Annotated in this window: 21 protein-coding genes and 1 pseudogene; 14 read left to right on the top strand and 8 right to left on the bottom strand. The window is 69.9% G+C overall.

Translation table 11 applies throughout. The annotated features are described in order from the left end of the window. Positions 1 to 86 precede the first annotated feature (86 nt). From tsaE to trxA, 6 genes are all read left to right on the top strand, one after another. Positions 87 to 533, top strand: a complete 447-nt coding sequence (gene tsaE, locus ACW175_RS25360) for a tRNA (adenosine(37)-N6)-threonylcarbamoyltransferase complex ATPase subunit type 1 TsaE (RefSeq protein ID WP_492102648.1) — start codon at positions 87 to 89, stop codon at positions 531 to 533. Further along, the gene (amgK, locus tag ACW175_RS25355) at positions 523 to 1629 is read left to right on the top strand and encodes an N-acetylmuramate/N-acetylglucosamine kinase AmgK (protein WP_492102647.1); all 1107 of its coding nucleotides are present in this window, start codon (positions 523 to 525) and stop codon (positions 1627 to 1629) included. Before tsaE ends, amgK begins: the two co-directional genes overlap by 11 nt. Then, positions 1626 to 2375, top strand: coding sequence for an N-acetylmuramate alpha-1-phosphate uridylyltransferase MurU (gene murU, locus ACW175_RS25350; protein WP_492102646.1), 750 nt, complete (start codon positions 1626 to 1628; stop codon positions 2373 to 2375). The genes amgK and murU overlap by 4 nt, the downstream gene beginning before the upstream one ends. After that, complete coding sequence (gene addB, locus ACW175_RS25345; protein WP_492102645.1) at positions 2372 to 5359, top strand: double-strand break repair protein AddB; 2988 nt, start codon at positions 2372 to 2374, stop codon at positions 5357 to 5359. Before murU ends, addB begins: the two co-directional genes overlap by 4 nt. Next, positions 5356 to 8823, top strand: a complete 3468-nt coding sequence (addA, locus tag ACW175_RS25340; RefSeq protein WP_492102644.1) for a double-strand break repair helicase AddA — start codon at positions 5356 to 5358, stop codon at positions 8821 to 8823. Before addB ends, addA begins: the two co-directional genes overlap by 4 nt. Positions 8824 to 8943: 120 nt before the next feature. Beyond that, positions 8944 to 9276: a thioredoxin gene (gene trxA / locus ACW175_RS25335; RefSeq protein ID WP_291876896.1), complete on the top strand. Its 333-nt coding sequence runs from the start codon at positions 8944 to 8946 to the stop codon at positions 9274 to 9276. A gap of 66 nt (positions 9277 to 9342) precedes the next feature. Here trxA and ACW175_RS25330 read toward each other — a convergent pair whose 3' ends face one another. The 6 genes from ACW175_RS25330 to ACW175_RS25305 all read right to left on the bottom strand — a co-directional run bounded on the left by ACW175_RS25330 (position 9343) and on the right by ACW175_RS25305 (position 14703). Further along, on the bottom strand, positions 9343 to 9450 hold the full coding sequence (locus ACW175_RS25330) for a hypothetical protein (protein WP_492102643.1): 108 nt from the start codon (positions 9448 to 9450) through the stop codon (positions 9343 to 9345). 86 nt (positions 9451 to 9536) lie between these two features. Beyond that, positions 9537 to 10853 carry a bifunctional folylpolyglutamate synthase/dihydrofolate synthase gene (locus ACW175_RS25325; protein WP_492102642.1) on the bottom strand — a complete coding sequence of 439 codons (1317 nt, stop codon included), beginning with the start codon at positions 10851 to 10853 and terminating at the stop codon, positions 9537 to 9539. Positions 10854 to 10861: 8 nt separating this feature from the next. After that, positions 10862 to 11785, bottom strand: coding sequence for an acetyl-CoA carboxylase carboxyltransferase subunit beta (locus ACW175_RS25320; RefSeq protein ID WP_492102641.1), 924 nt, complete (start codon positions 11783 to 11785; stop codon positions 10862 to 10864). Positions 11786 to 11797: 12 nt separating this feature from the next. Further along, entirely contained in the window at positions 11798 to 12625 is an 828-nt protein-coding gene (trpA, locus tag ACW175_RS25315) for a tryptophan synthase subunit alpha (protein WP_492102640.1), read from the bottom strand. A gap of 160 nt (positions 12626 to 12785) precedes the next feature. Continuing rightward, the gene (trpB, locus tag ACW175_RS25310) at positions 12786 to 14006 is read right to left on the bottom strand and encodes a tryptophan synthase subunit beta (protein WP_492102639.1); all 1221 of its coding nucleotides are present in this window, start codon (positions 14004 to 14006) and stop codon (positions 12786 to 12788) included. Between the two features lie 22 nt (positions 14007 to 14028). After that, complete coding sequence (locus ACW175_RS25305; RefSeq protein ID WP_492102638.1) at positions 14029 to 14703, bottom strand: phosphoribosylanthranilate isomerase; 675 nt, start codon at positions 14701 to 14703, stop codon at positions 14029 to 14031. A 514-nt stretch (positions 14704 to 15217) separates the two neighbouring features. Between ACW175_RS25305 and ACW175_RS25300 the strand changes: the two are divergent. Next, positions 15218 to 15309, top strand: a pseudogene (locus tag ACW175_RS25300) (hypothetical protein); the annotation flags it as partial. A 273-nt stretch (positions 15310 to 15582) separates the two neighbouring features. On the opposite strand, the gene ACW175_RS25295 reads toward ACW175_RS25300, so the two are convergent. Further along, complete coding sequence (locus ACW175_RS25295) at positions 15583 to 17868, bottom strand: NADP-dependent malic enzyme (protein ID WP_492102637.1); 2286 nt, start codon at positions 17866 to 17868, stop codon at positions 15583 to 15585. A 253-nt stretch (positions 17869 to 18121) separates the two neighbouring features. On the opposite strand from ACW175_RS25295, the gene dapB reads away from it, so the two are divergent. The 7 genes from dapB (at position 18122) to ACW175_RS25260 (ending at position 24311) form a co-directional block, all read left to right on the top strand. Next, on the top strand, positions 18122 to 18895 hold the full coding sequence (dapB, locus tag ACW175_RS25290) for a 4-hydroxy-tetrahydrodipicolinate reductase (RefSeq protein WP_492102636.1): 774 nt from the start codon (positions 18122 to 18124) through the stop codon (positions 18893 to 18895). A gap of 55 nt (positions 18896 to 18950) precedes the next feature. Then, the gene (locus tag ACW175_RS25285; protein WP_492102635.1) at positions 18951 to 22181 is read left to right on the top strand and encodes an intermembrane phospholipid transport protein YdbH family protein; all 3231 of its coding nucleotides are present in this window, start codon (positions 18951 to 18953) and stop codon (positions 22179 to 22181) included. 35 nt (positions 22182 to 22216) lie between these two features. Next, positions 22217 to 22402 carry a YnbE family lipoprotein gene (locus tag ACW175_RS25280; protein WP_099575348.1) on the top strand — a complete coding sequence of 62 codons (186 nt, stop codon included), beginning with the start codon at positions 22217 to 22219 and terminating at the stop codon, positions 22400 to 22402. A 14-nt stretch (positions 22403 to 22416) separates the two neighbouring features. After that, entirely contained in the window at positions 22417 to 22773 is a 357-nt protein-coding gene (locus ACW175_RS25275; protein ID WP_492102634.1) for a YdbL family probable chaperone protein, read from the top strand. A gap of 104 nt (positions 22774 to 22877) precedes the next feature. After that, entirely contained in the window at positions 22878 to 23129 is a 252-nt protein-coding gene (locus ACW175_RS25270; RefSeq protein ID WP_492102633.1) for a type II toxin-antitoxin system ParD family antitoxin, read from the top strand. Beyond that, a complete protein-coding gene (locus ACW175_RS25265) occupies positions 23119 to 23406 on the top strand; it encodes a type II toxin-antitoxin system RelE/ParE family toxin (RefSeq protein WP_492102632.1) in 288 nt (95 codons plus the stop codon). Before ACW175_RS25270 ends, ACW175_RS25265 begins: the two co-directional genes overlap by 11 nt. A gap of 32 nt (positions 23407 to 23438) precedes the next feature. Continuing rightward, the gene (locus ACW175_RS25260) at positions 23439 to 24311 is read left to right on the top strand and encodes an EamA family transporter (RefSeq protein WP_492102631.1); all 873 of its coding nucleotides are present in this window, start codon (positions 23439 to 23441) and stop codon (positions 24309 to 24311) included. Here the strand turns inward: ACW175_RS25260 and cysQ are convergent. Next, positions 24308 to 25090 (bottom strand): 3'(2'),5'-bisphosphate nucleotidase CysQ, encoded by a 783-nt coding sequence (gene cysQ / locus ACW175_RS25255; protein ID WP_492102630.1) that lies wholly within the window; start codon positions 25088 to 25090, stop codon positions 24308 to 24310. The two genes, ACW175_RS25260 and cysQ, sit on opposite strands and share 4 nt — an antisense overlap.

Raw genomic sequence — 25090 nt, 5'->3', positions numbered from 1 at the left:
GAGGACTGCGGTTAGCGCGAGAGCGGCGCGGGGGGAAGCGTCTTGCGCCTCTCAACATGAAGGGAGCGAAGCGCTATGGGAGGGGGATGAACATGCTCTACCTGCCCGACGAGGCCGCGACTCAGGCGCTGGGCCGGGTCCTGGCCGTTTCTCTGCGGCCCGGCGACGCCCTCTGCCTGACCGGCCCGCTGGGCGCCGGCAAGTCGACTTTGGCCCGCGCCCTGATCCGCGCCCTGACCACGCCGGACGAGGAGGTGCCCAGCCCGACCTTCACCCTGGTGCAGTTCTACGAAACGGCCGCCTTCCCCCTGGCCCACTTCGATCTCTACCGCCTGTCGGACCCCGACGAGGCCTATGAGATCGGCCTGGACGAGGCCCTGGACGGCGGGGTCGCCCTGATCGAATGGCCCCAACGGCTCGAAGGGCGTTTGCCCACGACTCGGCTCGATATAGACATCGCCCTCGACGGCGCCGCGCGGCGCGCCGCCATCACACGGCACGGCGATTTCGAGGGACGTGATCTTGAGTTCTGAGAGAGATGTGGCGAAGGCCGCGTTCCTGGAAACCCACGGCTTCGGGGACGTCCGCCGCGAGAGCCTGGGCGGCGACGCCTCGACGCGATCGTACGAGCGCCTGCACCGCGCCAAGAACGCGGATGAGGACGGATCCAGCTTCATCTTCATGGACCAGCCCCCGGCGCTGGAAAGCGTCGTGTGCCCGCCGGGCGCGACGGACGCCGAGCGGATCGCCCTGGGCTATAACGCCGCCGCGCGCCTGGCCGCCGGTTCGGTCGCCGCCTTCGTCACCGCCGCCGACTATCTGCGCCGGCGCGGCCTCTCGGCCCCGCGCATCTTCGCCTACGACGTGGCGCAGGGCCTGGCGGTCTTGGAAGATCTGGGCGACGGCCTCTACGCCACCCTGATCGCCGAAGGCCAGGACGAGCGCCCGCTCTACGAGGCCGCTGTCGACCTCCAGGTGGCCCTGCACGCCGAGACGCCGCCGGACGTTCTGGCCGTCGACGAGATCCGCTGGCCGCTGCTGACCTACGACACCCTGGCCCTGAAGCACGCCACCGACACCTTCCTGGAATGGTGGCCCCAGTTCACCGGGATCCCGGCCTTCAGCCCCGAGGCCGTCGCCGTTTGGGACGCGCTATGGGCGCCCGTCTGGGTGCGCGGCGAAGCCGGCGCCAATGTCTTCACCCATCGCGACTATCACGCCCAGAACCTGCTGTGGCTGCCCGAGCGTGACGGCGTGGCGCGCGTCGGCCTGCTGGACTTCCAGGACGCCCTGCGCGCCCACCCGGCCTGGGACCTGACCCATCTGCTGCAGGACGCCCGCCGGGACGTGTCGCCGGAACTGGAAGCGGCCATGCTGGACCGCTACCTGGCCGCCCGGCCGCAAGTCGACCGCGAGGCCTTCATCGCTGACTACCGCGCCTTGGCCGCCTCGAACGCCGCCCGCATCCTGGGCCGGGTCTTCGCCCGCCAGGCCCTGCTGGGCCGCCGGCAATACGAGGCCTTCATGCCGCGAACCTGGCGCTATCTGGAGCGCAACCTGAACGATCCGGCGATGACTGGTCTCAAGGCCTGGTTCGACCAGCACATTCCCGCCGAGGCCCGCCGATGACCGCTCCCCCCCCTGGACCCAAGGTCGCGATGGTGCTGGCCGCCGGCCTCGGCACCCGCATGCGCCCCCTGACCAACGATCGGCCCAAGGCTCTGGTCGAGGTCGCCGGCAAGGCGCTGATCGATCACATGCTGGACCGCCTGGCCGCCGCCGGGGTCGAGACCGCCGTGGTCAATGTCCACTATTTCGCCGACCTGGTCGAAGCCCACCTGAAGGCCCGCCAGGCCAAGGGGCTTGGTCCGACGATCGTCATCTCCGACGAACGCCCCCAGGCCCTGGAAACCGGCGGCGGCGTCAAGCACGCCCTGCCGCTGCTGGGTGAAGGTCCCGTCTTCGTGGCCAATATCGACTCCGTGTGGACCGAGCACGCCGGTCCGGCCATCGACGCCGTGGCCGCCGCCTGGAACCCGGAGACGATGGACGTCTGCCTGATGCTGGCCTCGACCTCGGGCTCGCTGGGCTTCCACGACAGCGGCGACGTGTTCCTCGCGGACGGCGTCGTCCGCTTCAAGAATCCCGGCGAGATCGCGCCGCTGGTCTATGTCGGCGTCCATATCTGCAAGCCGGCGATCACCGCCGATGGCCCCGAGGGTCCGTTCTCGTTGCTGCCGCTGTGGAAAAGCCTGGCCGCCGACCACCGCGTCCACGGTGTCGCGCCCGACGGCCTCTGGATGCACGTCGGAGACCCCGACGCCAAGCTGGCCGCCGAAGCCAAGCTCTCCCAAGACAGTCTGGCTGAGAGATGAGCGGACCGGCCCCCTTCTTCGAAAGACCGGGGCCGCGCTGGTTCTCGATCCCCGCCCATCGGCCGTTCGTCGATGACTTGGCGCGCGGGCTGCTGAACACGCTGGAGCCGCTGGGTCCCGAGGCCCTGCCCCGCGCCACCGTCCTGACCCCGACCCGCCGCGGCGCCCGCGCCCTGGCGGACGCCTTCCTGGCGGTCGGCGGCGGGCGGGCGCTGCTGCTGCCGCAGATCCGGCCGCTGGGCGACCTGGACGAAGGCGAGCCGCCCTTCGAACCCGGTGAGCTGTCCCTCGACTTCCCGCCGGCCATCTCCTCGCGTCGCCGCCGGTTCGAGCTGGCGCGGCTGGTCGTCGACCACGGCGACAAGCTGTCGTTCAAGCCTGGCCCGGTCCAGGCCCTGGAACTGGCCAAGGCCCTGTCCGACTTCCTCGACAGCTGTCAGATCGAGGAGGTCCCGTTCGCTGACAAGCTGGATGGTCTGGCCGAGGGCGACCTCGCTCAGCACTGGCAGGTCTCGGCGCGCTTCCTGAAGGGCGTGCTGACCGCCTGGCCCGAGCGCCTGAAGAACCTCGGCCTGATCGACGTTTCCGAGCGCCGGGTGAAGCTGCTGCGCGCCCTGGAAAAACAATGGGCCGAGAACCCGCCGACTGAGGTTCTCGTCGCCGCCGGCTCGACCGGCACCGCGCCCGCCACCGCCGACCTGCTGCGGGTCATCGCCGCCGCGCCCAAAGGCGCCGTGGTGCTGCCGGGTCTGGACGAGGATCTGGCCGACAGCGCCTGGAGCCAGATCGAGGGCTCCCAGGGCGAGCAGCATCCGCAAGGCGCGATGAAGCGCCTGCTGGATCGCGCCGGCGTCGACCGTTCGGACGTCCGCGCCTGGGTCCCCGATGTCGACAGCCGGGGCCGCTGGCGACGGCGGATCGTCAACGAGGCCCTGCGTCCGGCCGAGGCCACGGCCGACTGGCTGGCGCAGATCGCCGCCCTGCGCGCCGAGGCGCCGGATCTCGACCCCGTCGCCGAGGGCCTGACGGGCTTCTCGGTCATCGCCGCCCGCGGCGAGGAGGAGGCCGCCGGGGCCTGCGCCTTGCTGCTGCGCGAGGCGCTGGAGACGCCAGAAAAGACCGCCGCCCTGGTCACGCCCGACCAGACCCTGGCCCGCCGGGTGATGACCCGCCTGCAGCGCTGGGGCGTGATCCCCGATAGCTCGGCCGGCGCGCCGCTGGCCGCGGCCGGCTCTGCGATCCTGGCCCTGCATCTGGCGCGCCTGGTCGAGGCGCCGCTGGACCCGGTCCGCCTGCTGGCCTTCGCCAAGCATCCGCTGGTGCTGGGCGAGGACGAGGCGCCCGCCGCCGCTCTACTCGAACGCAAGGGCCTGCGCGGCGCCGCGCCAGGTTCTAAAGATGTCCTGCGCGCCCGGCTGAGGGACGCGCCAGACGCCCTGGCGCTCTGCGACCGCGTCCTGGCCGCCGTCGACCACGCCGCCGCGCCCTATGCCGACGGCTTCGCGCCGCCCTGCCGCGCCGCCCAGGCCCTGGTCGAGGCGCTGGAAGGCCTGATCCCCGTCAATCGCCTGTGGGCCGGCGGCGCGGGCGAGTGCCTGGGCGCCCTGATGGCCGCCCTGATCCAGGATGGCGAGCCCCTGCCCGACGCCTCGCCCCAGGCCTTCGCCGACATTCTCGACCGACTGGTCAACGAGGAGACCGTCCGCGTCGGCGGCGCCACCCATCCCCGCCTGCGCATCCTGGGCGCCATCGAGGCCCGCCTGGTCCGCGCCGACCGCCTGGTGCTGGCCGGGTTGGAGGAAGGCGTCTGGCCGCAGGGCGCGCCGATCGATCCGTTCCTGTCGCGGCCGATGCGTTCGCGCCTGGGCCTGCCCCCGCCCGAGCGGAAGATCGGCCTGACCGCCCACGACTTCGCCCAGGCCGCCAGCGCCCCCGATGTGGTGCTGGTCCACTGCGAACGACGCGGCGGCGCGCCGGCCGTCGAGTCGCGCTGGCTGTGGCGCCTGAAAACCCTGGCCGCCGGCGCGGGCCTGGCTCTACCCCGGCGCGACGACGTGCTGGATTGGGTCCGCGCCCTCGACGCGCCCGATCCCTACGCGCCGATCGGCCGCCCTGCCCCGACGCCCCCGGTCGAGGATCGTCCGCGCAAGATGGCCGTCACCCGCGTCGAGGCCCTGACCCGCGATCCCTACGCCGTCTGGGCCCGCGATATCCTCAAGCTCTATCCGCTGGAGCGCCCCGACGAGCCGGTCGAGGCCAGGGCGCGCGGCACCGCCATCCACGCGGCTTTCGAGACCTTCGCCGAGACCTATCCCGACGCCGTGCCGCTAGAGGCCGCCAGCGTGTTCGAGGGCTTCTATATCGACGCCCTGGTCGCGGCCGGCATGCCGCCGACCGCCCTGGCCCGCGAAAAGGCCCTGGCCCGAGAGGCCGCCCTGTGGGTCGCCGACTGGGAGCGCCATCGCCGCACCACGGCCCGCAAGGTGGTGGTCGAGGCGGCGGGCGAGCTGTCGCTCAACATCAACGGCCGCCCCTTCACCCTGACCGCCAAGGCCGACCGGATCGAGCCGACCGCCGATGGCACCGCCCATATCCTCGACTACAAGACCGGCGCCGCGCCGTCGCAGAAGCAGGTCGACACCGGCTTCTCACCACAGCTGACCCTGACGGCGGCGATCCTGATGAACGGCGGCTTCCCGGATCTGGGCAAGCCAACGCCGGGCGACCTGACCTATGTCCGCGTGACCGGAAGGCGTCCCGCTGGCGAAGAGCAGGTCCGCGCCCTGGCTGGCGAAGAGAGCGCCGCCGCCGCCGTGAAAGCCCTGGAAGGCCTCTCGACCCTGATCGCTCGCTATGACGATCCGGACGAGCCCTATCGCTCGCGGGTCGCGCCGCAGTTCGTCAAGGAGCACCCCGGCGACTATGCCCATCTGGCGCGGGTTTTCGAATGGTCGACCAGCGGCGACGACGGGGACGGCGAATGAGCGGTCCAGACTATCAGCGCATCGCCGCCGACCCGACGATCTCGGCCTTCGTCACCGCCAATGCCGGCTCGGGCAAGACCAAGACCCTGATCGACCGCGTCGCGCGCCTACTGCTGGCCAAGGTCAAGCCCGAGGCGATCCTGTGCGTGACCTATACCAAGGCCGCCGCCGCCGAAATGCAGCGCCGCCTGTTCGAGCGTCTGGGCAAATGGTCGGTGACCAGCGACGCCGACCTGCGGGCCGAGCTGATCAAGTTGGTCGGCGAAGCGGAAGCCACCTATGACGCCAAGCGCCTCTCCGAGGCCCGCGCCCTTTTCGCCCAGGCGCTGGAGACGCCCGGCGGCCTGAAAATCCAGACGATCCACGCCTTCTGCGAGAAGCTGCTGCGACGCTTCCCGCTGGAGGCCGGGGTCTCGCCCGGCTTCACGGTGATGGACGACCAGGCCGGCGCCGCCATCGCCCGCGCCGCCCGCCGCGCCACGGCCCAGTGGGTGGATATCCACCAGGACGCCTTCGCCGAAGCCTATGCCCGCTTCTCCGTGGCGCTGGACTTCCAGAGCTTCGAAAACATGTTCGCCGGCTTCGAGGCGCGGCGCGGTCAGATCATGGCCTATGTGGCGCGATGCGGCGGCCTCCAAGAAGCCGTGGCCGATGCCTGGGAACGCTGCGGTTTTAACGAGCCGACCTCGGCCGCTGACCTGGCGGCTCAGGCGATGGCGCGGCTCGACCTCGGCGCCTGGCGCTCCGCCGCGACAGTGCTGTTCGACGGCGGCGGCAAGCAGGACGCCAAATATGCCGAAGCCCTGGCCGCCGTGGCCCGCGATCCGGACGCGACGCTGGAGCTTGCTCTCCGCGCTCTGTTCACCGAAGGCGGCGAGGGTACGCCGGCGACCTGGCCGGGCAAGACCTCGGGCCTGAAGAGCCGCGAGGACCTGCGCGAGGCCCTGCTGCTGGACCAGGCCAAGCTGGAGGCCGCCCGCGAACGGGTCCGCGCCGCCAAGGTGGCCGAGGACACCGAGGGCGCCCTGCGGCTGGCGGTTCTCTATGTGACCTCGCACCGGATCGAGAAGGATGCTCGCGGCGCGCTGGACTTCACCGACCTGATCGACAAGACCCGCGTGCTGCTGACCGAGAAGGTCGAGGCGGCCTGGGTGCTCTACAAGCTCGACGGCGGCATCGACCATATCCTGCTGGACGAGGCCCAGGACACCGCGCCGGAGCAGTGGGAAATCCTCAGCGCCCTGACCGCCGACTTCTTCGTCGGCGAGACCTCCGAAGGCTGGAGCGGCCGGCGCGCTGAGCGGACCCTGTTCGTGGTCGGCGACGAGAAGCAGTCGATCTATTCGTTCCAGGGCGCCGACCCGCAAAGGCTGCTGGTCGAGACGCAGGGCTACATCACCCGCATCGCGGCGGTCGGCGCGGTCGGCAAGGGCGTGCCGCTGACGGTGTCGTATCGCTCGACCCGCGAGGTGCTGAGCTTCGTCGACGCCCTGTTCTCCGATCCCGAGACCCGCGAAGGCGTGCCGCCGCCGGCGGGCCAGGACCTCGTTCGTCACGAGCTGTTCCGTCACGGCCATTCGGGCTGCGTCGACCTGTGGCCCCTGACCCGAGAACTGCCCGGCGAGGAGCGCGAGGCCTGGGAGGCGCCGGTCGACTCGGAAGGCGAACGCAGCGCCAATCGGCGTCTGGCCGAGGCCATCGCCGCCGAGACGAAAGCGATCCTGGAGCGCGGCGACGCCGTCTTCGACAAGGAGATCGGCCGCCACCGCGCCGCCCACGCAGGCGACATCCTCGTCCTGGTCCGCCGCCGCAAGGTGCTGTTCGAGGAGATCATCCGGGCCCTGAAGCGGCGCGCCGTGCCGGTGGCCGGGGCCGACCGGTTGTCGCTGTCCAGCCACATCGCCTTCGAGGACCTCCTGGCCCTGGGCCGGTTCATCCTGTTCCCGGATGACGACCTGACCCTGGCGGCGCTGCTGAAGTCGCCGTTCTGCGGCCTGACCGACGAAGACGTCTACGCCCTCGCCAAGGGCCGCCGGGCGACGCTGTGGGCCGAGCTGCGCCGTCGGGCCGAGGAGCGTCCGGAATGGACCACGGCGCGGACCGTGCTGGACTGGGCTCTGACCGAGGGCCGTCGCCGGCAGCCGTTCGAGTTCTTCGCTGGCTGGCTGGGCCTGGTCGATGAGGCCGGCCGCTCGCATCGCGCCAAGGTGCTGACCCGCCTCGGCGCAGAGGCGGAGGAGGCGCTCGACGAGTTCCTGGCTCAGGTGATGGAGGCCGAGCAACGCGGCGTCCGCGATCTGGAGGCCCTGGTCGCCGACTTCGCGGCGCTGGACATCGTGGTCAAGCGCGAGATGGAAGGCGCCCGCCGCGAGGTGCGGGTGATGACCGCCCACGGCTCCAAGGGCCTGGAGGCGCCGATCGTCTTCCTGCCCGAGACGACCGTTAAGCGCGGAGCCGGCGGCTCGCCACTGCTGGTCACCGAGGATGGCGGCCTGCTGTGGTGCGCCAGCGGCAAGGGCGACTGCGACGCCTCGGCCCGCGCTCGCAAGCTGCGCGAGGACAAGGAAGGCCAGGAGGCGCTGCGCCTGCTGTATGTCGCTCTTACACGGGCCCGGGACCGGCTGATCCTGTGCGGCCGCATCGACGCCAGGACCAAGGACGACAAGGTCGGTGGCTGGTACGCCGCCGCCCGCGCCGCCTTTGGCCATGCCGACATCGCCCCGGAGGTGAGGACCATCGGCGAGGATGAGACCGCCTTCCTGCGCTACGGTCCCGATCCAATCAGCGCCCCGCGCCTTGAGGAGACCGTCCGCGATTCGGCGTCCGCGCCGGCCTGGATCAAGGTCGACGCGCCGCCGGAGCCCGCCGCCGCCCGCTACGCCGCGCCGTCGCGGATCGAGGACAACGCCCGCGTCCCGGCGCCCTCGCCCTTGGCCCGCGTCTCGGGCCTGGGCCGCTATCGCAGGGGCGAGATCGTCCACAAGCTGCTGCAACTGCTGCCCGACGTCGCGCCGGATCGGAGGGCGGACGCGGCCAAGCGCCTGCTGGCCGCCGAACGCGACCTGACCGAAGCGCAGCGCGAGGAGATGGCGGCCGCCGCGTTCGGCGTGCTGGACGATGTGCGCTTTTCCGCCGTGTTCGGCCCCGGCTCCCGCGCCGAGGTCGCCCTGGCCGGGACCAGCACCCACTTGCCCAAGGGCCTCGCCGTCTCGGGCCGCGTCGACCGGCTGGTGGTGGATGAGGGCCGCGTCCTGGTCGTCGATTACAAGACCAATCGCCCCTCTCCCGACCGGATCGAGGACGCCGATCCGGCCTATCTGGCGCAGATGGCCGTCTATGCCGCCGTGCTGCGAGAGGTGTTCCCCGGACGGGCCGTGGAAGCGGCCCTGGTCTGGACGGACGGCCCCAAACTGATGCCGGTTCCAGAAAAGGTGATGGCCCAGGCTCTGGCGCGACTGACCTAAGGCCGTTGCCGGACGCGCCCCGTCCTCCTACATCTGCTGCAAGCGCTCGGAACGAATCCGGGCATTCGACCCTTATCGCGTCCTCCGCGCCGACCGCGTGACGCCAGACTGGAGCAAGCCATGAGCACCGTTGCGGTGACCGACGCCACCTTCGAAGCCGACGTCCTGAAGGCCAGCAAGCCCGTGCTGGTGGACTTCTGGGCCGAGTGGTGCGGTCCGTGTAAGCAGATCGCCCCGGCCCTGGAGCAAATCTCCGAAGAGCTGGCAGACGTCGTCACCGTCGCCAAGGTCAATATCGAGGACAGCCCGACGACCCCGTCGCGCTACGGCGTCCGCGGCATTCCGACCATGATGCTGTTCCGCGATGGCCAGATGACCTCGATGAAGGTCGGCGCCATGCCCAAGCAGAAGATCCTGGAATGGCTGAACGAAGCCGGCGTTCAACCGGCCTAGGCGGGTTTTCTGCCTGAAGTGAAGACGCCCGCTCCGGTCTCCGGGGCGGGCGTTTTTCGTGTCGGCCTATTTCTTGGGCGTCACGATGAACGGCGAGACCGAGACCGGAGGGGCTTTCTTTTCGGCCTTCGGTTTGCGGGCTTCCTTGTTCGACTTCTTCTGACCCTTGGCCATCGGCGGTTCCTGCCAGGACGGGTGCGCTCGCCGAGGATGTCCAGCGGGCCGCGCCGCCCTATCGGCGTGGGTTCAGCCTTACGCGTTTAGATCGGCCAAGTCTCTGGGCTCATCGCCAGCACTTCGCCGGCCAGATAGAGCGAGCCGCAGATCAGGACGTGGGGCGTCGGCTCCAGTTTCAGGGCTCGGTCCAGGGCGTCCTCGACCGAATCGCAGGCGCAGGCCCGCAGGCCAGCGAGCTCGGCGGCGGCGGCCGTATCGGCGGCGCTGGCCGCGGCGGCGCCTTCGAGGGTGACCGTGAAGACCTTGGCCGCCACGCCCCGGAACGGGCCGAAGAAGCCGGTCGCGTCCTTGTTGGCCAGCAAGCCCGAGATCAGCGCCACCGGGCGGCCGTCGCGGGCGGCGAGGTCGGCGACGGCGCGGGAGACGGCGCGGCCGGCGTGCGGATTGTGGCCGCCGTCCAGCCAGAGATCCGCCCCGGCCGCCTTGGCGCGCTCGGCCAGAGGCCCGGTGGTCAGGCGCTGGAAGCGGGCCGGCCAGACCGCGCCGGCGATCCCCCGCCCCATGGCCGCCTCGTCGATGCGCGGATCGGCCAGGGCCAGCATCGCGGCGACGGCGAGGCCGGCATTGGCGAACTGGTGCTCGCCCGGCAGCGAGGGCGCTGGAAGGTCCAGCAGACGGTCTTGCATCTGCACCAGCAGCCGGCCGCGTTCGCTCCAGGCGTCGAAGTCGCGGCCCATCAGGGTCAGCTCGACGCCGGCCAGCGCGGCCGTGGTCTCCAGCACGTCCTCGGCGTCGCCGTGCTGGCGGGCCGAGACGACGGCCGCGTCCGGCTTGATGATCCCGGCCTTCTCGACCGCGATCTTGGCGATGGTGTCGCCCAGGAATTCGCGATGGTCGATGTCGATCGGGGCGATGACGCAGACCGCCGGCTTCTGGATGACGTTGGTGGCGTCCAGGATTCCGCCCAGCCCGACCTCGACGATGCACAGGTCGGCCGGGACCTCGGCGAAGGCCACGAAGGCGGCGGCCGTGGTGATCTCGAAGAAGGTGATCGGCAGGCCGGCATTGGCGGCCTCGACACGGTCCAGCACGTCAGCCAGGTGGTCGTCGGTGATCAGGGTCCCGGCCAGGCGGATGCGCTCGGCGAAGCGGACGAGGTGCGGCGAGGTGAAGACGTGGACCTTGAGCCCCGCCGCCTCGGCCATGGCCCTCAGATAGGCGACCGTCGAGCCCTTGCCGTTGGTGCCGGCCACGTGGATCACCGGCGGCAGGCGGTCCTGCGGATCGCCCAAAGCCGCGCACAGACGCCGCATCCGGTCCAGCGACAGGTCGATCAGCTTGGGATGCAGCGCCTTCAGCCGCTCGAGCGCGGCGTCGTGAGCGCGGAGATGCTCGGCCAAGTTCGAGCTCAGGCCGCCTTGCGGTCGCGACCCATCATCAGGGTGCCGAGCACAGAGCCCAGCACCGCCGGCAGGTCCTTGCGGTGGGTGACGCGGTCGACCATGCCCTTTTCGACCAGATATTCCGAGCGCTGGAAGCCCGGCGGCAGGGTCTCGCGGATGGTCTGCTCGATGACGCGCGGACCGGCGAAGCCGATCAGGGCGCCCGGCTCGGCCAGGTGGATATCGCCCAGCATGGCGTAGGAGGCGGTGACGCCGCCCGTGGTCGGGTCGGTGAGGACCACGACATAGGGCAGGGCCGCGTCCTTCAGTTCGTTGATGGCCAGGGTCGTGCGAGCCATCTGCATCAGCGACAGCGCGCCTTCCTGCATGCGGGCGCCGCCGGCGGCGGTGAAGGCGATCATCGGGACCTGGCGCTCCAGGGCGGCCTTGGCGGCGGCGATGAAGCCCTCGCCCGCGGCCATGCCCAGCGACCCGCCCATGAAGGCGAAGTCCTGGACCAGCACGACGGCGTCGACACCGGCGACCTTGCCGTAGCCGATGGCCATGGCGTCCGGCTCGCCGGTGGCCTTGCGGGCGGCGATCAGGCGATCCTTGTAGGGCTTGCCGTCCGAGAACTTCAGCGGATCCTCGGGCACCGCCGGGGTCGGCAGGGCCTCGTACTGGCCGTCGTCGAAGGTGAACTTGAAGCGGGCTTCAGGCCCGATCCGCATGTGACGACCGGCCGGCGTGACCCACAGGGCCGCCTCCAGGTCGGAGCGGAAGATCATCTCGCCCGTGTCGGGGCACTTGACCCAGAGATTTTCCGGCGTCTCGCGCTTGGCGAACGCGCCGCGCACGCCCGGTGCGATCCGCGACAGCCAGCCGCCTCGGCGGTCAGTCGCCACTTTTTTCTCGCCCTTTTTCGGGTCCTGGGGTTCAGCCATAGCCATAGCCTTAGAGCCTCACTTCGTCCCGACTCGCGCCGAGCGCACAGCCTTAGCCAGCGCCGACGCCTTGAGAAGAACCTTCTCGGTCACGTTTTCGTTCAACTTGGCCGCCGACTCGATTTCGTCGACCAGCGCCGAGCCCACCACGGCGGCATCGGCCACGCGGGCGACGGCGGCGGCCTGCTCGGGCGTGCGGATCCCGAAACCCACCGCGACCGGCAGGCCCGAGGCCTTGCGCAGCCGCTCGACGGCGGGGGCCACGTCGGCCGCGTCGGCCGACTTCACCCCGGTCACCCCGGCGACCGAGACATAATAGACGAAGCCCGACGTGCGGCGGACCACCATCGGCAGGCGCGCGTCGTCGGTGGTCGGCGCCGCGAGACGGATCAAGGCGATGCCTTCGGCCTCCAGGGCGTCCGACAGCGGATCGGCTTCCTCGGGCGGGCAGTCGACGATGATCAGGCCATCCACGCCGGCCTTGGCGGCCGCGGCGGCGAAGCTCTCGAAACCCCGGTTCAGCACGGGGTTCAGATAGCCCATCAGGATGATCGGGGTGTCGGCGTCGCCCTCGCGGAAGGCGGCCACCAGATCCAGCGTGCCCTGCAGGGTCATGCCGGACTTGAGGCCGCGCTGGGCGGCGCGCTGGATGGTCGGGCCCTCGGCCATCGGATCGGAGAAGGGAAAGCCCAGCTCGATCAGATCAGCGCCGGCGCCCGGCAGGCCCTTGAGCACGCTCAGGGTCGTGGCGGCGTCGGGATCGCCGGCCATGACATAGGTCACGAAGCCGGCGCGGTTCTCGGCCTTCAGCGCCGCGAAACGGCGGTCGATACGGTCTTTGGTCATGGATTCTCGTTCCCCGAGCCCTCCCCCTCGATGGGGGAGGGTTGGGTGGGGGTGATGTGGCCGTCAACGCCGCACGCACTCGCCGGCCAACGCCATGCGAGCACCCCCATCCCCGACCCTTCCCCCATCAAGGGGGAAGGGAGCTTAAAAACATCGCCGATCAAATCGAGCGTCCCAAGGCTTCGGCCACCGTGAAGATGTCCTTGTCGCCGCGACCGCAGAGATTCATCACCACGATCTTGCCCTTGCCCAGCTCCTGGGCGATCTCGCCGACCCGAGCCAGGGCGTGGGCCGGTTCCAGGGCCGGAATGATGCCTTCGAGGGTCGAGCACAGCTGGAAGGCCGCCAGGGCCTCCTCGTCGGTGGTCGAGACATATTCGGCTCGGCCGATCTCGTGCAGGAACGAGTGCTCGGGGCCGATGCCCGGATAGTCGAGGCCGGCCGAGATCGAGTGGGCGTCGATGATCTGGCCGTCGTCGTCCTGCAGCAGGTAGGTGCGGTTGCCGTGCAGCACGCCCGGACGGCCGCCGGTCAGCGAGGCGGCGTGCTTGTCGGTGGAGACGCCGTGGCCGGCCGCCTCGACGCCGATCAGGCGCACGCCCTCGTCGGCCAGGAACGGATGGAACAGGCCGATGGCGTTGGAGCCGCCGCCGATGCAGGCGACCACCGCGTCGGGCAGGCGGCCTTCCATTTCCAGGATCTGCTCGCGGGCTTCGGTCCCGATCACGCTCTGGAAGTCGCGGACCATCACCGGATAGGGGTGCGGTCCGGCGGCGGTGCCGATCAGGTAATAGGTGTCGTGCACGTTGGTCACCCAATCGCGCATGGCCTCGTTCATGGCGTCCTTCAGGGTGCCCGTGCCCGAAGTCACCGGGCGGACTTCCGCGCCCAGCAGGTTCATGCGGAAGACGTTGGGCTTCTGACGCTCGACGTCGGTGGCGCCCATATAGACGACGCACGGCAGCCCGAAGCGGGCGCAGACGGTAGCGGTGGCCACGCCGTGCTGGCCCGCGCCGGTCTCGGCGATGATCCGGGTCTTGCCCATGCGCATGGCCAGCAGGATCTGGCCCAGGGCGTTGTTGATCTTGTGCGAGCCGGTGTGGTTCAGCTCGTCGCGCTTGAAATAGATCTTGGCCCCGCCGAAGTGCTCGGTGAGCCGCTCGGCGAAATAGAGCGGGCTCGGCCGGCCGGCGTAGTGGGTGTTGTAGCTGGTCAGCTCGGCCTGGAACGCCGGATCTGCCTTGGCCTCGGCATAGGCCTTGCCCAGGTCCAGCACCAGCGGCATCAGGGTCTCGGCCACATAGCGGCCGCCGAAACCGCCGAAGCGGCCGTCCGCGTCGGGATAGGCCGAGTAGTCGTTGGGCTTTGAAGGAGCGTTCACGAGAGCTTCCGAGCTGGGCTTTTCAGTCTTGGGCGCGTTTGACGGCGTCGAGAAACGCCGTGATCAGAGCCGGGTCCTTTAGGCCCGGACCGCGCTCCACGCCAGAAGAAACGTCCACGATCGGGGTTCCGGAGACCTTGATCGCCTCCGCCACGTTCCACGGATCCAGGCCGCCGGCCAGGAAATGCGGCCGCGAAAAGCGTCGGCCTTCCAGCAGCCCCCAGTCGAACCGGGCGCCCGTGCCGCCTGGCAAAACGGAGCCTTCGACGGGCTTGGCGTCGAACATCAGGTGCTCGGCGACGCTGTCGAAAGCGCCCGCCTGGTCAACATCGGCGGAGGATGACACCGAGAAGGCCTTGATGACGCCGACGCCGCTCCGTGCGGCGATCTCGCGGACCCGCGAGGGCGTTTCCTTGCCGTGCACCTGGATCAGGTCGGGGCCCATGGTGGCCATCAGGCGCTCGATCAGGGCGTCGTCGGGATCGACGGTGACGGCGACCGTCTTCACGCCGCGACCGCGCCACATTTCGCTTTTGGCCGGCTCGACCAGCCGCGCGGCGGTCTCGGGCGCGAGGTTGCGCGGGCTCTTGTCGAAGAAGACGAACCCCAGGAACGCCGCCCCCCCGTCTAAGGCGGCCTTCACCGTCTCGGGCGTCGACAGTCCGCAGATCTTGGCCCCAAGGGCGGGCATGCTCATGGTGCGGAGGAGTTACGTGCGGGGAAGGAAAGAGGCAAGCCCAGGGATTCTGATGAAGGCCGCCTTCCCCCTCGATGGGGAAGGGTCGGGGATGGGGGTGATGCCGAGCCAGCCGCCCTGCCTTGCATCGAACGCCGTAGTGACCCCCACCCCTGCCCCTCCCCCTCCAGGGGGAGGGAACGTGACTGATCTCCCTCGCGCCGAGCGGCTGCGAGTGGGTGAAAGGGATGCGGAGCGCCGGGCCGCGCCCGGTGTAGGGGTAGGAAGTACCGTTTCGACGAAGCCAGACGCTCCGCGCGGTCGTTATCCGGAAGCGTGGCGCCCCGACGCTGTTCGCGCCTCGACGCCCTTGAAGCCTCCGACGGGCGGGCCGGATCGCGAGATCCAGTCCCGGTCGGGAGCCTTTCGACTCCCCTGTCGCTCTCTTCGGCCTGCATCCACCGTCGTTTTTGTGTTCCAGGGTCGACTACCTCGGGGATGGTGCAGTTGCGGAGTCTCCCCCGCACCGACGAGCGCGCCCGCTCGATCGCCCCCCGTCGCCGCAACGGTCGCTGGCCATGCGCCCTTTCCTCGCGACGAGGTGGAGCCATTGTGCGGGCGTTCTGAACGCCGATCATTCAGAGGCGTATAAAATCGACAAGCGGTTGATTTCGTGAGGCTCAATCTCGCCAACGCCGGGGATAGAGCGGGCTCGATCCCCGTGAGCCCTCCCGCGACCGGGGGGCGCTCTCGCGTAAGGGCCGGCCGGCGTCGCAAGGGGTGGACGCCGGCCGGAGGGCTTACGCGTCGGCTTACTGCCGCCGACAGAACCAAGATGGGTATGCGGGGCGCCGACGGTAGACCGTGCGGCGCCCTGTCGCGGAGGTTGTCAGGCCAAGCTTACTCGGCCGTGTCCTCCTCCGGCGTGTCATAGGCCGCCATCATCGCCATGTTCAGGATCTTGGACACCGAGGCCGACAACGGCGCGATCTGGATCGATTTGGACAGGCCCAGCAGCACCGGCCCGATCACCGTGGCCCCGCCCAGCGACTGCACCAGCTTGGTCGAGATCGAGGCGGCGTGGATGGCCGGCATGATCAGGATGTTGGCGCTGTCGGTCAGGCGCATGAACGGATAGTTGGCGCGCTTCTCTGGATCCAGCGCCAGCTCCGGCGGCATCTCGCCCTCATATTCGAAGTCGACGTCCATCTCGTCGAGCATGGCCACCGCCTCGCGCACCTTCTCCGAGCGCAGGCCCATCGGGTTGCCGAAGGTCGAATAGCTCATGAAGGCGACGCGCGGCTTGAAGCCCAGGCGCTTGACCGCGCGGGCGGCCTCGCAGGCGATCTCGACCAGCTCCTCGGCCTCGGGCAGTTCGGTGACGTTGGTGTCGGCCACGAAGATCGTCCGGCCCTTGGCCAGCACCACCGACATGCCCATGATCCGGCCGCCGGGGGCGGGATCGACGACGCGCAGCACCTCTTCCAGGGCCTGGTCGAAGCTGCGGGTGACCCCGGTGACCATGCCGTCGGCCTCGCCCAGCGTGACCATCGAGGCGGCGAAGCTGTTGCGGTCCTGGTTGATCAGGCGCTGGACGTCGCGCTTCAGGTAACCCTGGCGCTGCAGGCGGTGATAGAGCGCGTCGACATAGTCCGGATTGCGGTCGGACAGGCGCGCGTTGACGATCTCCAGCCCGACGGTCTCGGGATCGAGGCCGACCAGCTTCATGTTCTCGTGCACCAGGTTCTCGCGGCCGCACAGGATGGCCTTGCCGTAGCCGCCGGTCTGGTAGGCGTAGGCGGCGCGGATGACGCTGGGGTCCTCGCCCTCGGCGAACACGATGCGCTTGGGATTGGCCAGCACCGCGCCCGAGATCTTCTGCAGGAAGCCGGCGGTCGGGTCGAGGCGCTGGGCCAGACCGGCGCGATAGGCGTCCATGTCGGCGATCGGCTTGCGGGCCACGCCGGTGTCCATCGCCGCCTGGGCGACGAACGGCGGCACGTACCAGATCAGGCGCGGATCGAAGGCCGAGGGGATGATGTATTGCGGGCCGAACTTCAGCTGGCGGCCGTGATAGGCGGCGGCGACCTCGTCCGGCACATCCTCGCGCGCCAGCATGGCCAGCGCTTGCGCGCAGGCGATCTTCATCTCGTGATTGACGCGGCGGGCCCGCACATCGAGCGCGCCGCGGAAGATGTAGGGGAAGCCCAGGACGTTGTTGACCTGGTTGGGATAGTCGCTGCGGCCGGTGCCCATGATCGCGTCGGGGCGCACGGCGTGGACCTCTTCGGGCGTGATCTCCGGATCGGGATTGGCCATGGCGAAGATGACCGGGTTGGGCGCCATGCTGGCGATCATCTCGGGCGTGAAGGCGCCCTTGGCCGACAGACCCAGCAGCACGTCGGCGCCGGCCACGGCCTCGGCCAGGGTGCGCTTGTCGGTCTTGACCGCGTGAGCGCTCTTCCACTGGTTCATGCCCTCGGTGCGGCCCTCGTAGAGCACGCCCTTGCTGTCGACGGCGATGACGTTGGCCGGGTGGACGCCCATGGCCTTGATCAGCTCCAGCGAGGCGATGCCCGCCGCGCCGGGGCCGTTCAGCACCACCTTCACGTCCTCCAGCTTCTTGCCGGTGATGTGGCAGGCGTTGATCAGGCCGGCGGCGCAGATGATCGCCGTGCCGTGCTGATCGTCGTGGAACACCGGGATGTCGAGCAGGTCCTGCAGCTCGGTCTCGATGCGGAAGCACTCGGGGCTCTTGATGTCCTCCAGATTGATGCCGCCGAACGAGATCCCGATGTTCTTGACCACCGTGATGATCTCGTCGGGATCCTTGGAGCTGATCTCGATGTCGATGCTGTCGACGTCGCCGAAGCGCTTGAAGAGGACGGCCTTGCCTTCCATCACCGGCTTCGAGGCCAGCGCGCCGAGATCACCCAGACCGAGAATGGCGGTGCCGTTACTGATCACGGCGACCATGTTGCCCTTGGATGTGTATTCGTAGGCCATGTCCGGATCGGCGGCGATGGCGTGGACCGGCACGGCGACGCCGGGCGAATAGGCGAGACTAAGGTCGCGCTGGGTCGCCATCGGCTTGGTCGGGGTCACCTCCAGCTTGCCCGGCTGGGGGTGACGGTGGAAGGCCAAGGCCTCCTCATCCGTGAAGGTCTTGCGTTCCGCGTCGCTCATCCGGCGTTTCCCATTCCTGCTGCGCAAGTCGAAGAAGGGGCGCGCCGATCAATGCGAACACGCCCTTATGTGCGATCACCGTAGCGACCGGCGCCGAGCGTCACAACCGGGGAAGGACGCGAAAATCCCAGCAAACGCTTGTTGGGATTGGCCTTGCGTCAACCGCGCTGACGCTTGGGAACGCCGGGAGAGGTTGACCCGAGGGGGCGGATTGGGTGATTTGCCTCAGGTACATTTTGTACTGGAGCCAGACTTGTCCCAGCCCGTGAAGATCGCGATCGCCGGCGCCAACGGCCGCATGGGCCAGGCGGTGGCCAAGGCGCTGGAAGGCCGCGCCGACGCGGCCGTGGCCGCGCGCTTCGAGCGCCCCGGCGTCGAGGGCGGCGATCTGGTCTCGCGCGAGGCGGCGCTTGCGACCACCGAGGCGGTGATCGACTTCACCCTGCCGGAAGCCTCGGTGCTGCTGGCCGAGGAGGCCGCCGCGAAAGGCGGACCTGCGCTGGTCATCGGCTCGACGGGCTTCTCGGACGAACAGCTGGCCCGCATCGACGCCGCCGCCACGAAGATCGCCATCGTCCGCTCGGGCAACTACTCGCTGGGCGTCAACATGCTGATGGGCCTGGTGCGTCAGGCGGCCGCCGCCCTGCCGGCCGAAGATTGGGACATCGAGGTTTACGAGGCCCACCACAAGCGCAAGATCGACGCGCCGTCGGGCACCGCCCTGATGCTGGGCGAGGCCGCCGCCGAGGGCCGCAACGTCGGCCTTGGCCAGGTCGCCGACCGAGGCCGCGACGGCGTCACCGGCGCGCGCAAGGAGGGCGCGATCGGTTTCTCGGTCGTGCGCGGCGGCGGCATCATCGGCGAGCACAGCGTGATCTTCGCCGGCGAATCCGAGAGCCTGACCCTGTCGCACTCGGCCATCGACCGGGGCCTGTTCGCCCGCGGCGCCATCGCCGCCGCCGTGTGGGTCAGGGGCAAATCGCCGGGCCTGTACGACATGCAGGACGTGCTAGGTTTCTCGAAATAGGGATCCAAGCTTGGCCGGGGGGCTTTTCTCAAGGATCTGGACTGCCAAGGACCTGATGGCCGACCCCGCGACCCCCTCCGAACCCAAGCACCCGACACGCCGCGAACGCCTGGCCGATCTGGGCCTGGAAGCCGTATCGCTGTCGATGCTGGCCTTGATCGCCACCGGACTGCTCGTCTGGTCGGGCCGGCGCGAGATCAGCCGCGAACTGGCCGAGGCCTGGCTGCGCGACCACGGCATCGATGCCGCCGTCGAGCTCGACGACCTGGACGCCACCGGCTTCACCGGCAAGGTCCGCCTGGGTTCGCGCGACAACCCGATCTTCGCCGCCGACCGGCTGGAGGTCGCCTACGACCTCTCCGCGCCCTGGACCGGCGAGAAGTTCGGCATCCAGACCAAGGCCGTGCGCCTGGTTCGCCCGCGCGTGCTGGCCAGTATCGACGACAAGGGCCAGGTCCGTTTCGGCGCCCTGCAGCCGCTGATCGACGACGTCTTGAAGTCACCGAAGACGCCGAACGTCCCGGGCCCGGCCGTGCTGGTCGAGGACGCGCGGATCGATCTCGTCACCCCCGGCGGCCGCGCCCGGCTCACCGGCGACGCCAGCCTGGACGACGGTCAGTTGCTGCGCTTCGACGGCCGCCTGGCGCCCCTGCGCTACGCCGTCCGCGACCTCGCCATCGACGCCAAGGGCGCGACCGTCTCGGCCCGCAAGCGCGGCGACCGGCTGACGATCGACGTCTCCATGGCCATCGACAGCCTGGAAGCGCCGGCCGCCGACCTGAGCGAGACCACCGCCAAGCTGACCGCCGACCTGCCCTATCCCGACCTGGCGAAGATGACGGCCAGCGGCCCGCTGGAAGCGCGGCTGATCCTGCGCGCCGAGGACGGCCGCTTCGGCGACGTCCAAGGCCAGGTCGTGACCGGCGACCTCTCCCTGACCGGACGCCTGGACGGCGGACTGGACAGCTTCGCCTTCCTGGGTCGAGGCCGAGCGGCCCTGCGCGGCGAGCGCCTGTCGGCTCCGTCGCTGGACGCCCGCGACGCCAGCCTGGCCCTGGACCTCTCCCGCATCGCCGGCGGCCGGCAGGATGGTCGCCTGACCTTGCGCGGAACCACGAGCGCCGAGCTGCGGGCCGGCGAGGCGGTGGCGGCCGGAACCGCCGTCCGCGCTCTGCACGCTCGCGCGACCTCCGACTCTCTGGGCCTGATCGCCGACGCGAACGGCGCCAGCATCAACGGCCCGCTGAAGATCGATGCCGGGGCCGACCGGCTGGCCTCGGGCGCGCTGGCCCTGGCTGCGGCGCGCCTAGATGCGAGCGGCCGCATCGACCAGAGCGCCAAAGGCCTGTTCCTGACCCTGAACGGTTCGGCCAGCGGCCGCAGCGCCATCTCCGGCCCCGACGCCGAGCGTCTGGCGGCCCTGATCCCCAACCCGGACTACGGCAAGCCGCTGAGCCAGGCCCTGCGGACCTTCGACCTGGCCTTGCCCGCCGTCGGCCTGGAGATCAGCGGCGGGCGCACCAAGGTCACCCTGCCTCGCGAGGCGCGCCTGTCCGCGCCCAACGGCGTGGTCCTGACCGCCGCCGCGCTCCCCTCTGGCAAGAATGGGGGCCTGCTGCTGAACGCCGGCCCGGGCGGCACGGGCGGCGCGCTGCGGGCCTCGTTGTCGGGCGGGCGCCTGCCGACCGTGCGGATCACGGCCAGCGACTGGCGCGCGTCCGGCGGGGTCATGGCCTCGCCGCTGACCATCGCCGCCGAGGATTTCGACCTGCCGCCGATCCAGGGCGTCACGGGCCTCATCGCCGGTCAGGCGCGGATCGCCGACGGCCGCTTCACGCTCGCCATGCCCAAATGCGCGCCGATCACCGCCAAGGCCTACGCCCTGGGCGACAGCCCGATCACCGCGATCAAGGCTAGGCTGTGCCCGGCCAAGGCTCCGCTGGTCACCGCCGGCGCCAACGGCTGGAGCGCCGCCCTGCGCTTCGAAGACGCCGAGGGCGAACTGGCCATCGCCCAGGCAAAGCTGGGGGGCGTCAAGGGCGAGGCGACGCTAGGCGGCGTTCACGGGTTCGAGCGCGCCAGCGTCCAGGTCGCCAGCGCCGCCGTCACCGACGCCGCGCCCGAGCGCCGCTTCAACCCGGTCCTCGCCAAGGGGCGACTAGGCCTGTCCGGCGGTCTGTGGAGCGGAAGCTTCCAGGCCACCACGCCGGTAGGCGCGCCGCTGGGCGAAATCCGCCTGCGCCACGTGGTGGCGACCGGCGTCGGTCAGGCCGATATCGACGCCTCGAAACTGGCCTTCGCCAAGGGCGGCCTGCAACCGGTCGACCTGTCGCCGATGGCCGCCTTCGCCACCGACGCGCAAGGCCCGGCCAGCTTTACCGGCGTGTTCGCCTGGACGGCCCGGGACGCGACCAGCCGCGGCCGCCTCGTCGCCAACCGGATCGACTTCACCAGCCCGATCGGCTTCGTGGCCACGCTGGACGGCGCCGTCGAGTTCAACAGCCTGACGCCCCTGACCACCGCCCCGGGCCAGACCCTGAAGATCGTCAAGATCGACTCGATCGTGCCGCTGACCGCCGTGGAGTCGGTGTTCCAGCTGACCGCCGACAGCCTGAAGGTCTCGAAGGCCACGTTCGAGGCCGCCAAGGGCCGGATCTCGATCGAGCCGATCGACGTACCCCTGGGCCTGGACAAGACCATCAGCGGGACCATCGTCATCGAGCACCTCGACCTGGGCGAAGTCATCGCCGCCTCGTCCCTGGCCGAGAAGGTCAAGGTCCAGGCCGTGGTCGACGGCCGCCTGCCCTTCACCTTCGGCCCCGAGGGCCTGCGCTTCCACGAGGGCAAGATCACCGCCATCCAGCCGGGTCGGGTCGAGCTGTCGCGCGCGGCCCTGACCGGGGTCGCGGCCAGCCCCGCCGATAGTCCAGGCGCGCCGCCGCCGGCCCCGGCCCAGGTCAACGCCATCCAGGACTTCGCCTATCAGGCGATGGAGAACCTGGCCTTCGACCAGCTGGAGGCCGGGGTGAACAGCACTGACAATGGCCGCCTCAGCGTGCTCTTCCACATCAAGGGACAGCACGATCCCAAGGTCGCCGAGAAGGCGCGCGTCGGGATCCTGGACCTGCTGCGCGGCCGCGCCTTCGACAAGCGCATCGCCCTGCCGGCCAAGACGCCGGTCGATCTGACCCTCGACACGTCGCTGAACTTCGACGAGCTTCTCAACGCCTGGAAGCTCGCCTTCTCGAAGCCGGCCCAACCCCGTTCAGGTGCGGTTCAACCTTGACCCGCCAAGCTGAATACGAACTGGAGACTTCACGCATGAAGACGCGCGCCCTCTTGCTAGCCCTCGCCGCGACGGGAGCGCTCGGCGCGGCCGCCTGCACGCCCACCGTCCGCGTGAAGGTCGACCCGATCAATATCTACGCCAAGCTGGACGCCGACGTGCGCGTGCGGCTGGACAAGGAAGTCCAGTCGCTGATCCAGCAAAACCCCAACCTGTTCTAAGAAGGAGAGCCGACATGATCCGCAAGACGATGACGGTTCTGGCCCTGGGCCTGGCGATGACCGCCGCTGGCGCCAACCTGGCCATGGCCCAATCCGCCGCCGCCAAGGCCGAGGTCGACGCCGCCAAGGCCGCTGGCACGGTCGGCGAACAAGCCGACGGCTATCTGGGCATCGTGTCCGGCGGCGACGCGTCCCTGCGCGCCTCGGTGGCCGAGATCAACACCGGCCGCGCCGCCGCCTACAAGGACATCGCCGCCAAGACCGGCGTGACCGCCGAAGCCGCCGGCCAGGCTACCGCCAAGCAGCTCTACAGCCGCCTGGCGCCGGGCCAATACTGGAAGCCGCTGGATGGCGGCTGGGTGAAGAAGTAACGATGACTGGCGCTAGGCGGCCTGGCCGCCTAGCGCCTTCGCTCGCGCCCATTTCGAATGGCAATCTTTGGCAAGGAATGCCATTCTCACCCCGGAGGTGAGCCATGGCGACGATGAACGTATCTCTTCCCGACGCCATGAAGCTGTGGGTTGAAGAACAGGCCGAGACCGGTCGCTACAGCAACGCCAGCGACTATGTGCGCGACTTGATCCGCCGAGACCAGGAACGGGCCGACAAGATCGCGACCATGCAGCGGCTTATCGACGAAGCCGAGGCTGGCGGCGTCAGCACCAAGTCGATGAGCGAAATCCTGACCGCGGCGCGCCAAAAGGCCGGCGGGCGGCATGGCCTATAGGCTTAGCCTCAAGGCCGAGGACGACGTCACCCAGATCTACGTGACAGGCGTGGAGATGTTCGGAGTCGACCAAGCCGAGCGCTATCATGAAGGCCTGGAGCAAATCTTCAATTTCCTGTCGGATTTCCCGTTCGCGGCGGGGGAACGCACCGAACTGAAGGCTCTATCGCGCGTCCATCCCTATCGAAGCCCCATCATCATCTATCGGCTCGACGGCCGGGATATCCTTATCCAGCGCGTGCGCCATGCGAGCGAAGATTGGATCCGGCAGCGCTAGCGCCTGCCGACCGCGCCCCCTAAAAGCGGCCGATGCCCGCCGCCCGTCCCCTGCTCCTGCCCTATGCGGCCCTGATCGGGGCGATCGTCACGCTGTGTGTCGGGACGTCGCTGGCCAAGGGTCTGTTTCCGATCGTCGGCGCGCAGGGGACCAGCGCCTATCGGGTCGGCTTCGCGGCCCTGATCCTGATGCTCGTATGGCGGCCCTGGAGGCATCCGATCTCGCGCGCCGATCTGGGCCGGGTCGCGCTGTACGGCGCGGTGATGGGCGTGCTGAACCTCAGCTTCTACATGGCCATCCGCACGGTGCCGCTGGGCGTGGCGGTGGCCATCGAGTTCATCGGCCCCCTGGCGGTGTCCGTCGCCAGCTCGCGCAAGCTGATCCATTTCGTCTGGATCGGCCTGGCCGTGCTGGGCCTGGCCCTGCTGTTGCCGATCGATCCCGGCGCCAAGCCGCTGGATCCCGTCGGGGTCGGCTTCGCCTGCGTCGCGGCGGTGATGTGGGCGCTCTACATCATCCTGGGCAAGCGGACCGGCCACCTGCACGCCGGGCGCTCGGTGGCGCTGGGCATGACGGCCGCGGCCCTGATCGTCGTGCCGATCGGCGTCGCCTCGGCCGGCGCTTCGCTCCTTCAACCCAAGCTGATCGGCCTGGGCCTGGTGGCGGCGGTGATGTCCAGCGCCATTCCTTATTCTCTGGAGATGATCGCCCTGCGCGCCATCCCCAAGCGCGGCTTCGGCGTCATGCTGAGCCTGGAGCCGGCAGCGGGAGCGCTGGCGGGACTGGTCATCCTGCGCGAGCACCTGGCGGCGACCCAATGGCTGGCCATCGCCGCCATTGTGGCGGCCTCGGCCGGGACGATCATGACGACTCCGGCCGAGGCGGTGACGGAAGACGTTCCCTAAGCCGCTGGCCCGCCGCGCACCACGAACCAGCCGTTTCGGAAGCCCTGATCCGCCTTGCCATAGAGGAATGGCGAGCCATCGGGTTGGGTAAAGGTCCCCCCGGCCGCGACCACCACCGCGTGGGCGGCGGCGGTGTCCCACTCCGAGGTCGGGCCATGGCGGGGGTAGATGTCGGCCGAGCCCTCGGCGATGCGGCACATCTTGATCGAGCTATCCATCGGCGTGCGCAGGTCGAAACCGTACTGAGCGGCCAGTTCGGCGGCCTTCTCCTCGCGCATGGTGTGGCTGACGAGACCCAAAGCCTCGCCCGCGGGCCAAGGACGGACGCGGGCCGGCGTCTCGACGGCGTCCGGGTTCGCACGCTTGGCCGCGCCCTGGGCCGTCGTGAACCAGACCTCGCCGGTGGCCGGGGCGCAGACGGCGCCGGCGACCGGGACGCCGTTGTCGATCAGGCCGATATTGACCGTGAAGTTGGGATCGCCGCGCACGAAGGCCTTGGTGCCGTCGACCGGATCGACCAGGAAGAAGCGCGGCCCCACGGCGTCCGGCGTGCCGAACTCGCTGGCGTGCTCCTCCGAGATCACCGTCACATCGGGATAGAGTTCGGCCAGGCGCTGCAGGATCAGGCGCTCGCCGGCGCGGTCGGCCTCGGTGACCGGGCTCTCGTCGGCCTTCTGGACCACGGCCAGCTCGGTGCGCCAGAACGGCAGGATGACCACCGCGGCCTCTTCGGTGATCTTGGCCAGGGCGCGGCCCCAGTCCGCCAGGTTCTCAGTCAT

This window comes from Caulobacter sp. FV1ye6ST, from assembly GCF_058681225.1.
The sequence above is the reverse complement of the archived record's forward strand: the minus strand, read 5'-3'. Positions and strand labels throughout refer to the sequence as shown.